The organism is Bacillus cereus group sp. BfR-BA-01522 (genome assembly GCF_022662635.1).
In the GTDB taxonomy this organism is placed as follows: domain Bacteria; phylum Bacillota; class Bacilli; order Bacillales; family Bacillaceae_G; genus Bacillus_A; species Bacillus_A cytotoxicus.
This window is the reverse complement of sequence record NZ_JAKUDY010000001.1, coordinates 209,796-226,542: the sequence shown is the minus strand read 5'-3', so window position 1 is coordinate 226,542 and position 16,747 is coordinate 209,796. Positions and strand designations below refer to the sequence as shown.

Sequence of the window (16,747 nt, the reverse complement as noted above, 5' to 3'; positions counted from 1 at the left end):
TTCTTTTCCCCTTTAATTTTGTAATTCTTATAGTGGACCGGAAATACCTTGTTTGCGAATCATGATGAAGTGGAAGGCCATTAAGCCTAGAAGTGCTGCTGGTAAGAAGAAGACGTGAATAGCGAAGAAGCGAGTTAATGTTTGAGCACCAACAATTTCGGAATGACCAGCAAGTAAAGTTTTAATATAAGGACCAATGAGCGGTGTTTGCTCAGCAATTTGAATCCCTACTTTTGTTGCAAATAACGCTTTCATATCCCACGGTAATAAATATCCGGTAAAACCAAGACCTAGCATAACAAAGAAAATAAGAACACCAACGATCCAATTGAGTTCACGAGGCTTTTTATAAGCGCCTTGAAAGAAAACTCTAAGTGTATGTAAAAACATCATTACAATTACAAGACTAGCGCCCCAATGATGCATACCGCGAACAATTTGTCCATATGCAACTTCATTTTGTAAATAATACACTGACTCCCAAGCATTTTTTATATCTGGTACATAGTACATGGTTAAAAACATTCCTGATAAAATTTGAATAACTGTTACAAAAAACGTAAGTCCTCCGAAGCAGTAAACGAATGCTGAGAAATGATGTGCTGGATTGACATGTTCAGGCACTTCGTGATCAGCAATATCACGCCAAATCGGTGTAATATCGAGCCGCTCGTCTACCCAATCATAAATTTTATTTAACATCTATTTCGCACCCCCTCGTGGCTTAGCTTTTCCTAAATAAAGTGTTCCATTTTTTACTTTTGATTCGTACACATCTAACGGAGCAAGAGGCGGTGTACCTTTAATATTGACGCCATCTTTTGTGTACCGTCCAGCATGACACGGGCAATAAAATTGATTTGGATGTGCCTTGTCAGAATTCCAGTTTACTGTACATCCTAAATGCTTACAAACTGGGGAAAGTGCAACAATGTCTCCGCTTTCATCTTTATACACCCATGCAGATTTAGGCTCCTCAGACTTGTACCATCCATCAACTTGTTTTACCTTGAAGTCAAAACGTTTTGGCTCTGTCGTAACCTCTTTTACTTGTGCAACAGCAACCAGTTCTCCCCCATCTTCTTTTCTTAATACTGGATCAAGTGCAAAGCGTGTCATCGGCATGAAAATTCCAGCTGCCATAAACCCTCCCACACCTGTAAGTGTGTAGTTCAAAAACTGTCTTCTTGATACACGATGCTCTTTCTCACTCACGAAAAATTCCCCCCTCTATCAGAAATTGTCCCCTCGTGACAAAACCGTATAAAAATAAAAACTAGGACACTATCATGATATAATACCCACATTCGCAGGTCAATATCACACTTCTCCCAATAATAAGAAATATATATTTATTTTATATTTTTCCATTTTTCAGTTAATAATTCCATTATATTTTTAATATGAGCATGAATGACTTCTCTTTTTGCTTGATCACTAAGTTGATCGAATGATATAGCCGGCAACCAAAATAATTGTCCTTGTAATACATTAGCTTGTTTCCAAGCGAAGTCACTTGTCACATACACAATATGCTGTATCCCTTGCTCTTGTAAATGATTCGTCCATCCTTCCAATCTTTCTTTCTCTTTTTCTTGATTTTCCGCTAAGTAAGTAAAGGCCGGTAATAACAAGACTCTGCCTTTATATTCTCTTTCTAATTCCATACTCAAAACCTCAATAAATTCCCCTTGTTCTACAAGCGCCTTCATCTCTTTCGCTACTGAAATTGAGAGAAGAGGTATAATACATGTATCTACATATTCCCTTGCTTGTACAAACTGTTCTGCATCTTTTACAGCCCATCTCAACTTTCATCCCTCCTTCTCCTAAATCTCTACACAAATGACAGAACTTTCACTTTATATATATTAAACCATACTAAAACAGGTAAAAAAAGAAAAACTACCCAATATAGGTAGTTTTTCTTAGAATAGTCGGAAAGTTATCAAAAATAAAATTTTAATCACCAGAAGTTTTCTTCATCCCTACGCCTATTTCTTACCCTCTTTTTTATCGCTTACGTCTTAAGGCGGAGTCTCGCTTCCCATAAAATACGGAATAAGCAGCACAAACAGTTATAAAGTTTTCAATTCAGCTGTTAGTCTCTGAAAAGCTTCTTGATCATGATTGTCTAACGCCTCGTCAATTTGCTTTAAAAGACGATTTCTTCGGAATGAAAAAACACTTTCTTCTAAAAAGCGTTCTGCAAGTAAACGATCCTTCTCGTTTACTTCAATATGCTTTGGTAAATATGGATTTTCCTCCAATACCGCCACATAATTTGGGTTTTGAAACGACGATTTAAAATTAAGTTGAATATAAATATCTTCATCCCGATTGAGACGAATGTCATGAAAAGATTTTTCCGCATCCGTTGTCATTACATTTTGTTTAAAAAAATGAAACGGAGTTTCTTTCACGCAATTAGCTGACATGATCAAGCCACGCGGACAATATTTTGCATGTTCTACAAAGTGAACTTTATGCATTAATTGATCATGACTCATTAAATAATTTAAAATCCATACACATTCACGCTGTTTCAGTTGGTAATTATTTAAAAACCATTTCACAAAATCCTTCTTCTCGTTTACAGAAACAGGGGTATTCATAGCGCCTAAGTCCCTCCTCTGTCTTTCTTTTTTTTATTTAGATTCAAGAAGTAGCATTCAGTTTCCTTCCAACTTATGAAAAATCCTCTAAATTATATAACAATTCCTCAATATGAATTTGTGTCGGATCTAGTTGTATTAAGCGTGTAAATACTTCTTTCGCCTCTTTTCGCATCCCTTCTTCTAATAAGAAGTAACCGTACTCTTCCAAGAAATCGGGATGATTCTTAAAAGAAGTATATGCACTTTCATAGTGTTTTAATGCATCCGAATACATTTCTAATTGTTTTTTAGCAAATGCAAGATCCCAAAGTAATTGCGCATCCTGCTCTCCACTTTCTCTTGCATTTTCTACAACACGAATTAATTCTTCGTATTTTTCTTGCCCTTTTAAGATATAGACATATTTTAATATTGCTCCTAAATGTCCTGGATCTAATCGCAGAGCCTTTTGAAGAACTTCCTCTGCTTCCGCCATCTTTCCTAGCTTCGCTGCAATATTTGCCAATTCTACATAAAGCGGCACAGATAACTCATCGACTTTAATACCATCGTGAAGTGTTTCATAGCTTTCTTGAAGCATCCCTTCTTTTTCGTAGCATTTCGCCAAATACATATATAATGATGCATATTCTGGATCTAATTCCTTCAATTCTTGCCAAACACTAATCGCTCGTTGATATTCTTCTCCTTGATAAAGAGTAAATGCATATCCGAATAAAGAATGAATATCTTTCTGTTCTTCTAATCCTTCTTCATAATAAGGGATTGCTTCTTCCCAATTTCCAACCGCACTTAACGTTTCTGCAAGGCGAAGAGCGATAATAACGCCTCCCATTACTTTATGTTCGGCAAGTAATGATTGATAATACTGAATCGCCTTTTTCTCTTCTCCTTTACTGCTATACAATTCAGCAAGACCAAATATAATGACAGGCTCTTCTGGCATGATTTCTTTCGCCTTTAATAGTTTTTGTTCGGCAACATCATCAAATCCTTGCATTTGGAATAAATCCGCAACAAGTAATAAAGATTGTACATAAAAATCGTCATCTTCAGGAATATCATGAAGTACCTCAATTGCTTCATCTTCTTTATCTAAATCAATATATAGCTCTGCTAAAAATATTGTAAATTCACTTTCTTCAGGATATAGAAGGTGTAAATCCTCTGCAATCGCGAGCGCTTCATCTACAAACCCAAGTGTATGATAATAGCGAGCAATATCGTATTTCTCCTCGTCCGTCCCTTGCTTCACCTGTTCTTTTAATTGCTGTAAACCTTTTTCTACCTCTCCATTTTCAATATAGGAAACAGCTTGTTCAAACTTTTGCATATATATCTCCTTTAACCTAAAAATATTCTCATCTATTCACTTAATCATAAACAACAGTTGACTACTAAGCAACTAAAAGAAATGGAAAAGAATTTTCTCAAAGAAAGTGCCTTCCTTTTCTTTACAAAGATGCCAACTGATCAAAAAAGTTTGGATAAGATACAGAAACCGCATCACTTCTTTGTATTTCAACCTCGCCATCAGCGATACAAGAAGCAATCGCAAGCATCATCCCAATGCGATGATCCCCATGACTATCAACAATCCCTCCTTGTAGCTTCTGATTTCCATATATAATCATACCATCTGATGTCGCTTCAATTTTTACTCCTAGCTTTTTTAGTTCTTGTACAACTGTATCAATACGATTTGTTTCTTTTACCTTTAATTCTTCAGCATCTTTAATAACGGTTGTGCCAGTTGCCTGTGTCGCTAGTAAAGCAATAATAGGAATTTCATCAATTAATCTTGGAATTAACGAGCCTCCAATTTCGATTCCTTGTAATTTTGAAGTTTCAATTGTAATATCTCCACATGGCTCAAATTCTTCATTTCGTACATGATCAACCGAAAGAATTGCCCCCATTTTTTGTAAAACGTCTATAATCCCTGTTCTCGTTGGATTTAAGCCAACATTTTTCAAGACGATTTTACTATTCGGAACAATCGCACCTGCAACTAAGAAAAAGGCTGCTGAAGAAATATCACCAGGCACTTCAATCTCCGTCCCTATGAGGGATTGTCCTCCTCGCAGTGAAACTGTTTGGCCCGTTACTTCCACTGTACAGCCAAATGCACGGAGCATACGCTCAGTATGATCGCGTGATTGTAGTGGTTCCGTTACTGTTGTAACGCCCTCTCCTTTTAATCCAGCAAGTAAAATTGCTGATTTTACTTGTGCACTTGCAACAGGAGAATCATAATGTATCCCTTTTATATTCCCGCCTCGAATCGATAATGGCGTATATTGTCCATCTTCTCGACCATCTATTTGTGCATTCATTTCACGAAGAGGATCTGTAACACGTTTCATAGGACGTTTTCCAATAGAATCGTCGCCTATGATTGTACAATGGAAAGGTACATTTGCTAAAATACCGAGCATAAGGCGAATGGTCGTTCCCGAATTTCCCACATCTAATACCTCTTTGGGCTCTTGCAATCCAGTTAATCCTTTTCCATATATCGTGACATCATTTCCACTTTGATCAATTTTCACACCGAGTTTTCGAAAACATGCAATGGTACTTAAACAATCTTCTCCTAATAAAAAATTTGAAACTTTTGTTGTACCTTCCGCTATCGCTCCAAACATGACAGCGCGATGTGAAATCGATTTATCTCCAGGTATCGTAATCGTTCCATTTAACCCTTTTTCTCGCCTTATATTTGCCATCCTTTGCCCTCCTATATGTGTACTTACTTATATATGTATTATCTATCTTTATTGTACAGCTTTCTTTCTCTGCCGTGCAAACACATAAAACGAAACTTTTCACAACATCGTTTCATACATTACATATCGGGCTACAAGTATCGATATTCGCTTGCACCAATTCAATTGTTTCTTCCTAAATCACGTAGCGAGAGTCTTATTCCCCTAAAATAGCGGAATAAAATAAACGGCTCCCCTTATAGGAGGCCGCTATAATCAATTAAGAGTATGTTTCTTCTTTCTTCACATGTTCTTTTACGAGATTCGCAAGCAACGCAATAATCTCAGCGTTCTCTTCTTTTAAACCAACTGTAATACGAATACCATCCAATAAACCAAACGGTGCACCTGATCGAACAATATATCCTTTTTTCATTAATCTCTCAAACACTTCGTTACCCGGAAGACCAATCTTTAGGAAAATGAAATTCGTTTGAGATGGATAATAAAACACATCATATTCTTTACAAAATTGATAATATTGTTCTAAACCTTCCGCATTCTTTTTCACACATTCTTGTAGAAATGATTGATCGTCTATTGCCACTGATGCCACGACTTGCGCAACAGTCGATGTATTAAATGGCAATCTTGCTACTTCCAACTTCTTTATTAACTCCGCGTATCCTACAGCATATCCAATCCGAAAAGCAGCTAATCCGTAAGCTTTCGAAAATGTACGTAACACCATAAGGTTTTCATATTTTTCAAGAAGTGGTAATGTTTGCGGGTAATCTTCAGCACCTGCATATTCATAGTATGCTTCATCCATAATAACGAGCGATGACTTTGGAACATTCTCTAAAAATGAAAGTAATTTCTGCTTTTCTACATATGTACCAGTCGGATTATTCGGATTACAGACCCAGACAATGCGCGTATTGTAATCTACTTGTTCAAGCATAGCATCTAAGTCATGAACCCCATCTTTTAACGGTACTTCACGAACTTCAGCCCCTTCGATGATAGCATGATGACGATATTGAGAAAAAGTTGGCCTCGCCATCACAACATTTGTGCCTTTATGTAATAAAGCACGACTAATCATCTGAATAACCTCATCCAATCCGCTACCAAATAGAAGTTGCTCTGGTTGCACTTTCAGATGATTTGCTACCTTTTGACGAAGTTCAAATGCAGCGCCATCTGGATATAGTGCATATTGCTCATTTAATAAAGCAAGTGCTTCTTTTACACGTTTCGAACAACCAAATGGATTTTCATTCGATGCTAGCTTAACAATTTTCGATAGTCCATACTCCCTCTTTACTTCTTCAATGTTTTTGCCAGGTACATACGCATTTAAACTGAACAACTGCTCTTTCACTTTCATTTTTCTTCCCCCAGTCATTTTGTTTAATCAGCGGCAATATAAGAAGCCGTTTCTTATACTACATACTCTTTTCCAACCGTCACCATCATTCAAAATTCATTTCTTCACCTAGTACCATATCTTTTTGAAATGCTTCTAATGAAGTGTGAACGGTCTTATCTGAAATAGATACGACATGTACGCCCCCATATTCCTGCATAAGTACCATACGAATTGTTCCAGCATTTGCTTTTTTATCTTGTTTCATAACATTTACAAGACGATCCACCTTCAAATGCCTTGGTATGCTCGGGTAACCATACTGCAAAAACCACTGTTTTAATTCTTTATACCTGAGGTCAATCTTATACATTTGTTCACTTAAAAATATGGCAAATAACATGCCGATTGCAACACCGTCACCATGCGTGATATTGCCATATCCCGATTCTTTTTCTAAGGCATGTCCTAATGTATGCCCAAAGTTCAAATGTGCACGCACCCCTTTTTCTGTCTCATCTTGCGCTACAATCTTCGCTTTGACAGGGATTGCACGTTTTAATACATAAACTAATTTATCATCTCGTAAATCCGCCAATGTTGTCACATTGTTTTTTAACCAATGATATAATTCTACATCTCCGATTAAAGCGTGTTTGATTACTTCAGCAAAGCCAGAGCGCCATTCTTTTTCAGGTAATGAATCTAGAAATGGCGTATGGTATAACACCGCTTCTGGCTGATGAAACGCCCCGATCATGTTTTTCCCTAAAGGATGGTTAATGGCCACCTTCCCGCCCACTGCACTATCATGTGCCAACAGTGTTGTGGGTACTTGAACAAAGCGAATCCCCCGCATAAATGTAGCTGCTACAAATCCTGCTAAATCGCCAATCATTCCGCCACCTAGTGCAATTATTAATGAATTACGATCGAGCTTGTTCTCAAGTGCCGCTGTATGGACTGCATAGAAATTTTCAAATGACTTTTCTTTTTCTCCACTTGGAATAACAAATGAAAACACATCTTGCTTTATTTGCAAAGCCTCTTTTACTTTTTGTAAATGCAAGGTTGCAACAGATTCATCAGAAATGATCATAACATTTGAAACAGCTGGTTTCATACGTTGAACAACCTCTGTTAAAGAGGATAGGACATGTTTGCCAACATATACATCATATTTTTTGGATGTTGTTTGAATGTGTATACTTTCCATTAAAATTCCCTCGCGTATTCATTATGTCGCTCAATATTTTCACGAATACAATCCATTCGATCTGCTCCAAATTGCTCCACTAAAGCTGTAGCTAGCTCCCATGCAACAACTGCTTCCGCTACAACACTTGCCGCTGGTACAGCACAACTATCAGAGCGCTCAATGCTTGCTGAGAAAGACTCTTTCGTTTCAATATCAACACTTTGGAGGGGTTTATATAATGTTGGAATAGGTTTCATAACCCCGCGAACAACAACTGGCATGCCCGTTGTCATACCACCTTCTAGACCGCCAGCATGATTCGTTCTTCTCGTGTACCCTTCTTCTTCGTTCCAAAGAATCTCATCATGAACTTGACTTCCTGGACGATGAGCTGCTTCAAATCCAATACCAATTTCCACACCTTTAAAGGCATTAATGCTCATAACTGCTGCTGCTAATTTCGCATCAAGCTTTCTATCATAATGCACATAGCTGCCAACTCCAATTGGCATGCCTTCAACAATAACTTCTACAATACCACCAATAGAATCGCCACTTGCTTTCGCATCATCTATCGCTTGCATCATCTTTTTCCCAGCTTCTCCATCTAAACAACGAACAGGAGATGCTTCGGTAATTTCTTGCAGTTGTTCAATCGTTTCGTAAGTCGTTTGTTCAGCGCGCACACCACCAATTTCGATGACATGTCCTGCCACTTTAATGCCAAGCTCTGCTAACACTTTCTTTGCCACAGCGCCTGCCGCTACTCGCACTGTTGTTTCACGTGCGGAAGAACGCTCAAGTACGTTTCTCATATCTCGATGACCATATTTAATGGCACCATTTAAATCGGCATGCCCTGGTCTTGGTCTTGTAATTTGTCGTTTCATTTCCTTTTTTTCTTGCTCAGTTAAAGGGGCTGCTCCCATAATTTTCGTCCAATGGGCAAAATCCTTATTTTCTACAATAAGTGCAATGGGTGCTCCAATTGTTTGACCATGTCTGACACCACTTACAATTTGAACTTGATCCTTTTCAATTTGCATGCGTCTTCCTCGGCCGTACCCTTTTTGTCGTCTCGCTAACTCGGCATTTATATCATCCGCGACTAGAGGTAAACCTGCCGGAATCCCTTCCAAAATCGTTGTCAGTTGCGGACCATGTGACTCACCAGCTGTTATATATCTCATCGGTTATTCCTCTTTTCTTATATGTATTTCATGTTCTAGCAATGTTCCACGCGCCATGCTAAAAAACGGAAATCGCATGGTAGAACACGCTATTTGTTTAAATATAATTTTCGATTCCGTTAATTGTCAAAAGGAAAGCTCTTTATGAATCGAACGTTTACTTTATGTATCAATATATCACACTAAACTTAGCTTCGTAACTATTAGAAACGAAAAAAGTGCAAGAAGGAAATCATCATCCTCTTGCACTTTTCACTATTATCACAGTGATTAAAGCGTTTACAAATTATTTTAAAATAATTAATAAATCCATTGATTCATTAGTTTTGAATAATCTACTAACTCTTCTTCTTTGAAGAAAATACCAATCTCACGTTCAGCACTTTCTAAAGAATCAGAACCGTGGATTACATTTTTCTCAACTGTTAAACCGAAATCGCCACGAATTGTACCTGGTGCCGCTTCATGTGGTCTTGTTTTCCCCATCATGTTACGAGCAGTATTTACTACACCTTCTCCTTGCCATACCATTGCAAACACCGGTCCAGATGTAATAAAATCTACTAATTCACCAAAGAAAGGCTTTTCCACATGCTCAGCATAATGTTGCTTTGCAATTTCTGGAGTAACTTGCATTAATTTCGCACCAACCAATTGAAAGCCCTTTTTCTCAAAACGAGCTACAATTTCCCCAATGAAGGCACGTTGTACGCCGTCTGGTTTTACCATTAGAAATGTTTTTTCCATAAAAAAATCTCTCCACTTCTGAATTATGTATGTAATTGTATATCCCCACACACATATTAACACCCTTATCGTAATTGTGCAATAGTTTTGAAATAGAGAGATTTTTTTGTTTTTTAGAAAAAATATTAAAATTTTCTTTTTCCAATATACTTTGCTACATTTTGCAAAGCATATTTCGCCTGTCCTCTAGGCAATGGTTTAATCACTTCTAAAGCTTTATGTAAATAACGTTCACTAAATGCAAATGCTCGATCAATTGCCGGACTCATTTTAATAGCATGGATTATTTCCTTCATTTCGCTTGCTGTTGTATTTTCATGAACAGATACAATTTTCTCTCGAAGCTTCGAATCTTCCATCGCATACAAAGCTGGAAGTGTAACATTCCCCTGTAATAAATCTCCACCAGCAGGTTTGCCAAGTTTCTCTTCTGTCGAAACAAAATCTAAAATATCATCGATAATTTGATACGACATGCCGACAAAATACCCATACCAAAACAAGCGATTTACCGTATCGCGACTTGCCCCAGAAGCAATTGCACCTAACTGACAACTCGCGGCAATGAGTAGCGCCGTTTTTCTCTTAATTCTACGCAAATATGTTCGTAAGTTTTGATCATAATTATACTTGTCTTTAATTTGTTCAATCTCACCTTTACATACTTCTAAAATTGTATAAGACAAGGCTTGATGAGCTTCTGGAACCTCTAGATTCGTAATGCATTCAAGAGATTTTGCAAATAAATAATCTCCCGTATACATCGCAATACGATCTCCCCAGTTTGCATTCACTGTTGCACTGCCACGTCGCAATAGAGCAGCGTCAATCACATCATCATGAACAAGGGATGCCATATGAATAAGTTCTAATGCAACCGCTACATGCTTAATCGCATCTAATTTATATTCCCCAAATTTCCCTGCAAGAAGTACAAATACAGGACGAATTCGTTTCCCACCAGCTTCAATCAGTTGCAATGCTGCTTCTTCCACTAACGGTTGCTCAGAAGCAACCGTCTTTTTTAATTCTTTTTCTATCACATTAATATCTGATCGTAAAAAAGAGTACATAAGTTGTAACTTCATATTGTTCACCTTAACCTAAAACATCTTTTTTCTACTCTGATTCTGGCTTAACCCCTAAATGCATAGCAGCTACTCCAAAGGTAAATGGTTTTACTTGTATTCGCTCAAGTCCAGCATCTTCAAACATTCTTGCTAATTCCTTCATTCCTGGAAATGTACTTGCTGACTCTTGAAGCCAGGAGTATTCCTTATAACTTTTCGCAAATATTTTTCCAAATAACGGCATTATATATTTGAAATATAAGATATATATTTGACGAAAACCAATCATCGTTGGTTGTGATGTCTCCAAACAAATGACTTTTCCACCAGGTTTGACTACTCGTGTCATTTCTTTCAATACGTGCATATAATCTGGAACATTCCGCAAACCAAATCCAATTGTTACGTAATCAAATGTATGATCCTCAAATGGAAGTTCCATCGCATTCCCATGCATAAGTTCTACTTGCTCTAATCCTAAAGCCTTCACCTTTTCTTTCCCAACAGCTAGCATATTTTCGCTGAAGTCTAAACCTTTCACCTCACCATTTGGCCCTACTGCATTCGCAAGTGCAATCGTCCAATCTGCGGTTCCACAGCATACATCTAATGCTTTACTACCAGGTTTAACATCCATAATGCGCATTGTTTCTTTGCGCCACGCTTTATGTCTTTGAAAACTAATTACTGAATTCATTACATCATATTTATCAGAGATTTTCTCAAAGACATCATGTACTCTTTCTTCTTTTGATTGCTGCATGCTCTTACCCTTCTTCCAATATAAAATTGCTTAAGTGTTCAATTTGCCTTTTAAAGTAGAAACGATATCTCCAAATTCTTTATGATTTTTCAAAAATATTTGTTTCTGCTTGTTCAATTTTTCTAACCAATCCTCAAAGACGGTCTTCACATTTTTTTCATCATCATTTAATAAAATGGCTCGAACCGCTTCAAAAACAGGTGCATTTTGTTTTTCAGCATGCAATCGATACTCTTTTTGAAGACGATTTTTCCCTAATACATGTGCTACAAACAGTTTCCAATGTGATATTTGAAAATGATCACACGTTTTTTGTAAAAGCGCCGATTCGATTGTCATAACACTTTCAATGATTTCATCTACTGTGTGATATGCCTTCTGATACAGCATGATTTTATGCTCATTAATTTCTTTAATACCTTCTGCAAGTGCACGAATTAAAACAATATCACAATTCATTGACAATAAATAGTAATACAAACCACTATAATAATCTCCTGCAAGAACTGTAAGTTGACGACACTTATGAGATTCACTTGCTTCTTGATCTGCCTTATTCGATACTTTTTCATGTGTATCAAGCGCAATTTGTACAAGCATGATTGTTACTACATAATGTTCAATTTGTTCTTTATGTAAATTTGCATTCTTTAAAGCGGTGTATAAAAGTACTACCTTTTCTTCATCAATAAATGGTTCCTCAATATAATTTATAAAATAAGGATGGCGCAGTTTTTCTAACAACTGCTCCTTTATATCCGCATATCCTCTGTAGATGTCACACACAAAAAATCACCCTTGTTTTCTAATTCATAAAACCTATTATAACACATACATTTGATTTTCTATAATGAAAACTTGGTTGTCTCAAATAAAGTGAAGCATTCATTCATGTACGTTGTTCTTCATTCCTCACTAATTTCCACTACTCATAAATAAAAAAGAAAAGCAGTTTCCCGCTTTTCTTTACTTAGACTTAATAAAAGACAAAATTTCACTGCGTGCTGCTGCATCGTTTTCTAATACACCACGTACAGCTGTGGTTACTGTTTTAGCACCCGGCTTTTTCACACCGCGCATTGTCATACACATATGTTCTGCTTCCACCACGACCATAACACCATGCGGTTCTAACACTTCCATGATAGAGTCTGCTACTGTTGATGTAATACGCTCTTGCAGCTGTGGACGGCGCGCAATCGTGTCTACAGTACGAGCTAACTTACTTAAGCCCGTTACTTTTCCGCCACGTGGGATATATGCCACATGCGCAACTCCATAAAACGGAACAAGGTGATGCTCACACATTGAGTAAAATGGAATATCTTTTACTAATACCAGTTCTTCATGATCTTCCCCAAATACTTTATGTAAATGTTCTTTTGGGTCCTCATGCATTCCTGAAAATACTTCTGCATACATCTTTGCAACTCGTCTTGGTGTATCCAGTACTCCCTCACGATTTGGATCATCACCAATCGCCTCTAAAATAAGGCGCACTGCATGTTCAATTTGCTCTAAGTTAACTTTTGCCATCCGCTAGCCCTCCCAAGAAACCTAAAAATGATACGAACACATTCTAGCATATTTATGTTTTTAAAAGCAAAAAGAAGAGCCTCCTAAAAGGAAACTCTTCTTCCCTGTAATATGTAAGGATTATTTAACCGCATCTTTTAACGCTTTACCAGGTTTAAATGCAGGTACTTTACTTGCCGCGATTTCAATTTCCTCACCAGTTTGTGGATTGCGACCTTTACGAGCCGCACGCTCACGAACTTCGAAATTACCAAATCCGATCAATTGTACTTTGTCACCTTGTTTTAAAGCTTCTAAGATAGAATCAAAAACAGCGTCAACTGCTTTTGTTGCGTCCTTTTTAGAAAGGGAACTTGCTTCTGCAACAGCATTGATTAAATCTGTCTTGTTCATGCCATTCACCTCCTCCCAAAGATAAGACTGTATAATGATCATAAAATGAGTCTTACTTTCATTTGTAGGCAATTTTTACAAATTCTATACTACAAAGACGTAGATAAATCATTATCAACGCCTATATTATACGATTCTTCTTTATAATTCAATATTTTTAAGGAATTTGTTGCTCTGAAAATGCGAAAATCTGTTGAAACTTGACAATATACAATAAAGTATTAGATAATGACTATTTATTTTTCAAGTATATACTCTACCAAAGTGTAAAATCCCTCTGCACGCAGAGGGATTTTCATTATAATATAATCGCAATTAATCCACCAGATCCTTCGTTAATAATTCTCTCTAATGTTTCTTTCAATTTATAGCGGGCATTTTCTGGCATTAATGATAATTTTGCTTGAATTCCTTCACGAACAATCGAGCTAAGTGAACGCCCAAAAATATCAGAATTCCATATTGATAGCGGATCATCCTCAAAATCTTGCATTAAATAACGCACAAGTTCTTCACTTTGCTTCTCTGTACCGATAATGGGCTCAAATGTAGATTCAACATCCACTTTAATCATATGAATAGATGGCGCAACAGCCTTTAACTTAACACCAAATCGTGAACCGTGGCGAATGATTTCCGGTTCATCTAAGCTCATATCTGTTAAAGCTGGAGCCGCCACACCATAACCCGTTTGCTTTACCATTCGTAAAGCATCTGACACCTGGTCATATTCTGTTTTGGCATGAGAGAAGTCTAGCATGAGCTTTAATAAATGATCTTTCCCTCTAATTTCTACTCCTACAACTTCCTTTAGAATTTGATCATATAATTCATCTGGTGCATATAAATCAATTTCTGCTACCCCTTGCCCCATATCAATTCCTGCTAAACTTGCTCGATCAATGAATTCGTATTGACTAAACTGCCAAACGACACGATCTACATCACGAAGTCGTTTTATATCTTTTACCGTTTCTTGAACAGCCTCTTGATAACTTTTTCGTAACCAATGCCCCTCATTTAATACCATCACCCAGCTTGGAAGATTAACATTCACCTCTAAGACAGGAAATTCAAATAGTGCTTCACGAAGTACATTATATACATCTGTTTCTCTTAAACTCTCCACACTCATCGCAATAACGGGAATATCATATTCTTCAGATAAGCTTTGTCGTAACTGCTCTGTATCTGGATGATATGGCTGTACTGTATTAATAATCATGATAAATGGTTTTCCAACTTCTTTTAACTCATTTACAACTCGTTCTTCTGCTTCTATATAGTCGCGCCTTGGAATTTCACCAATCGTTCCATCAGTTGTAATGACAACCCCAATAGTAGAATGTTCCTGAATCACTTTACGCGTTCCAATTTCTGCAGCTTCATGAAATGGAATCGGTTCTTCATACCAAGGTGTATGAATCATGCGCGGACCATTCTCATCCTCATAGCCTTTCGCTCCAGGAACTGTATATCCCACACAATCTACTAACCGAACGTTTACCTCAAGACCGTCATCAACTTGTATGGAAACCGCTTGGTTTGGAACAAATTTTGGTTCAGTTGTCATAATGGTACGTCCAGCAGCACTTTGGGGTAATTCATCTTGTGCACGTTGACGATCAGATTCATTTTCAATGTTTGGAATAACAACTAACTCCATAAATTTCTTAATAAACGTTGATTTTCCAGTTCGAACAGCTCCTACCACCCCAAAATAAATATCACCGCCTGTGCGCTCAGCAATGTCTTTAAAAATATCTACCTTTTCCAAGTGATTCCCTCCCTCAAGATTTTTGGGAATAATTCATTTTCCATGAACGAACCATGCATATGCTGTTCTCTATGAATATCTTAGATATTATAGAGATTCGGATAATATATCATATGATTTTGTCCTAATTTCATATGACTATTTAAAAAAAACTTTTTGTTTATATCATAAGTTGGATTACATGAAAAAACCTTTCTTTTAGAACTTATTCGCCAAAAGAAAGGTTCATGACTTATCATTAAAAAAAAATTGGTTCTCCATCTTTTACTGTATAAGGTAGAGAATAAGCAGGTACAAACGGCGAATCCTTAAATAGCATATTTCGAATATCGTCTCCCTCCTTAGCAGTCCCTTTATTTTTTTGCAGCATTTCATATAAATCCATTCGATAATCGACAAATATTTGTCCTTTTTCATTGATGACAAGCGGTAACCCTTTTCCAGAGTAAGGACTCGTTACCTGTGGTACATCTTTATACCCCATCTTCTTAAAGTCAAGTTCATATACTCCATCAGCAATCACTTTTTTATAAGGAGGATACTGATGTTCATCACGATACATCCGCAATTTTAGCGTAATATCACGAATTTTCTCTGCCATTCTTACATCAATTAATTTTACCATTGGATTTGTTTCAACATCCACCAATACATATTGATATACACCACCGCTTTCATAAGCATTTCCCGGTGCCTCCGGTATATAACGCGGTGCTATTTTTTGAAAATCAATAGGATATTTCTGATATAGTGGTGTATTCATGTCACGCGTCTTAATAGGAAGTAGCCCATTATTTTGTTCCTTATATGTATCAACTGCCTTTTGAACCATTTGTAATTGATCTTCATAAGGAACTTCGTTTCGCTTCATATTTTCTCGCGGGTACATACATCCAACTAACATGCTTGTACAGCAAAATATTAAAATAATATAAATTTTTTTCATGAAACATTCACCCTTTATGCCCTTGCTAACCTTCTTTTCTTCATCGTTATCCTTTCGAAAGTCGCTATATTATTACGTAGGATTGGTGAGCACCTATTAAAAAATAATGTTCTCTTTATTGCTCCACCGGTCCGCTAAACACAACAAGAAAAATAACAATGCCAGATACAATCATAAGTGTATACGCAATACTAGCTGTAACCCCTTTCAAAAATTTATTCTTTATTTTATGCCGACTCAGCAAAATAAAGATAACTGCAATGAACATAAACCCCATTGCCCCCAAAGAAAACCACATTTTCATAAGCCCCTCAGACATATACACACCTCTTTATTCATTAATGGTTTTTATATTATTTTAACAAATTAAAAAATTTAAACAAATATATTTTTTTATTACCAATTGCTCTTCCTAACCTTTTATTTTCA

Annotated in this window: 18 protein-coding genes; all 18 read right to left on the bottom strand. The window is 36.8% G+C overall.

What is annotated here, in order from left to right:
• Positions 1 to 27 precede the first annotated feature (27 nt).
• On the bottom strand, positions 28 to 702 hold the full coding sequence (gene qcrB, locus MR059_RS01160; RefSeq protein WP_000932700.1) for a menaquinol-cytochrome c reductase cytochrome b subunit: 675 nt from the start codon (positions 700 to 702) through the stop codon (positions 28 to 30).
• Positions 703 to 1,215 (bottom strand): QcrA and Rieske domain-containing protein, encoded by a 513-nt coding sequence (locus MR059_RS01155; RefSeq protein WP_011984319.1) that lies wholly within the window; start codon positions 1,213 to 1,215, stop codon positions 703 to 705.
• Positions 1,216 to 1,352: 137 nt separating this feature from the next.
• A complete protein-coding gene (locus MR059_RS01150) occupies positions 1,353 to 1,811 on the bottom strand; it encodes a YpiF family protein (protein ID WP_011984318.1) in 459 nt (152 codons plus the stop codon).
• Between the two features lie 267 nt (positions 1,812 to 2,078).
• Positions 2,079 to 2,615, bottom strand: coding sequence for a ReoY family proteolytic degradation factor (locus MR059_RS01145; protein WP_011984317.1), 537 nt, complete (start codon positions 2,613 to 2,615; stop codon positions 2,079 to 2,081).
• A gap of 73 nt (positions 2,616 to 2,688) precedes the next feature.
• Positions 2,689 to 3,951, bottom strand: coding sequence for a tetratricopeptide repeat protein (locus tag MR059_RS01140; RefSeq protein ID WP_048722573.1), 1,263 nt, complete (start codon positions 3,949 to 3,951; stop codon positions 2,689 to 2,691).
• Positions 3,952 to 4,072: 121 nt separating this feature from the next.
• Positions 4,073 to 5,347, bottom strand: a complete 1,275-nt coding sequence (gene aroA / locus MR059_RS01135) for a 3-phosphoshikimate 1-carboxyvinyltransferase (RefSeq protein ID WP_242161389.1) — start codon at positions 5,345 to 5,347, stop codon at positions 4,073 to 4,075.
• 259 nt (positions 5,348 to 5,606) lie between these two features.
• Positions 5,607 to 6,719: a histidinol-phosphate transaminase gene (gene hisC / locus MR059_RS01130; RefSeq protein WP_242161387.1), complete on the bottom strand. Its 1,113-nt coding sequence runs from the start codon at positions 6,717 to 6,719 to the stop codon at positions 5,607 to 5,609.
• 85 nt (positions 6,720 to 6,804) lie between these two features.
• The gene (aroB, locus tag MR059_RS01125; protein WP_011984313.1) at positions 6,805 to 7,914 is read right to left on the bottom strand and encodes a 3-dehydroquinate synthase; all 1,110 of its coding nucleotides are present in this window, start codon (positions 7,912 to 7,914) and stop codon (positions 6,805 to 6,807) included.
• On the bottom strand, positions 7,914 to 9,086 hold the full coding sequence (aroC, locus tag MR059_RS01120; RefSeq protein WP_011984312.1) for a chorismate synthase: 1,173 nt from the start codon (positions 9,084 to 9,086) through the stop codon (positions 7,914 to 7,916). The genes aroB and aroC overlap by 1 nt, the downstream gene beginning before the upstream one ends.
• Positions 9,087 to 9,386: 300 nt before the next feature.
• Positions 9,387 to 9,833: a nucleoside-diphosphate kinase gene (gene ndk, locus MR059_RS01115; RefSeq protein ID WP_011984311.1), complete on the bottom strand. Its 447-nt coding sequence runs from the start codon at positions 9,831 to 9,833 to the stop codon at positions 9,387 to 9,389.
• Positions 9,834 to 9,958: 125 nt separating this feature from the next.
• Complete coding sequence (gene hepT / locus MR059_RS01110) at positions 9,959 to 10,921, bottom strand: heptaprenyl diphosphate synthase component II (RefSeq protein WP_011984310.1); 963 nt, start codon at positions 10,919 to 10,921, stop codon at positions 9,959 to 9,961.
• Between the two features lie 31 nt (positions 10,922 to 10,952).
• On the bottom strand, positions 10,953 to 11,666 hold the full coding sequence (locus MR059_RS01105) for a demethylmenaquinone methyltransferase (protein ID WP_011984309.1): 714 nt from the start codon (positions 11,664 to 11,666) through the stop codon (positions 10,953 to 10,955).
• Between the two features lie 30 nt (positions 11,667 to 11,696).
• Positions 11,697 to 12,452 carry a heptaprenyl diphosphate synthase component 1 gene (locus MR059_RS01100; protein ID WP_011984308.1) on the bottom strand — a complete coding sequence of 252 codons (756 nt, stop codon included), beginning with the start codon at positions 12,450 to 12,452 and terminating at the stop codon, positions 11,697 to 11,699.
• Positions 12,453 to 12,632: 180 nt separating this feature from the next.
• Complete coding sequence (gene folE, locus MR059_RS01095; RefSeq protein ID WP_011984307.1) at positions 12,633 to 13,202, bottom strand: GTP cyclohydrolase I FolE; 570 nt, start codon at positions 13,200 to 13,202, stop codon at positions 12,633 to 12,635.
• A gap of 120 nt (positions 13,203 to 13,322) precedes the next feature.
• On the bottom strand, positions 13,323 to 13,595 hold the full coding sequence (locus MR059_RS01090) for an HU family DNA-binding protein (RefSeq protein WP_001043860.1): 273 nt from the start codon (positions 13,593 to 13,595) through the stop codon (positions 13,323 to 13,325).
• A 298-nt stretch (positions 13,596 to 13,893) separates the two neighbouring features.
• Positions 13,894 to 15,372, bottom strand: a complete 1,479-nt coding sequence (gene spoIVA / locus MR059_RS01085) for a stage IV sporulation protein A (RefSeq protein ID WP_011984306.1) — start codon at positions 15,370 to 15,372, stop codon at positions 13,894 to 13,896.
• Between the two features lie 238 nt (positions 15,373 to 15,610).
• Positions 15,611 to 16,318 carry a hypothetical protein gene (locus MR059_RS01080; protein ID WP_242161385.1) on the bottom strand — a complete coding sequence of 236 codons (708 nt, stop codon included), beginning with the start codon at positions 16,316 to 16,318 and terminating at the stop codon, positions 15,611 to 15,613.
• A gap of 115 nt (positions 16,319 to 16,433) precedes the next feature.
• Positions 16,434 to 16,637, bottom strand: coding sequence for a DUF2768 domain-containing protein (locus MR059_RS01075; protein ID WP_011984304.1), 204 nt, complete (start codon positions 16,635 to 16,637; stop codon positions 16,434 to 16,436).
• Between the last annotated feature and the right edge of the window lie 110 nt (positions 16,638 to 16,747).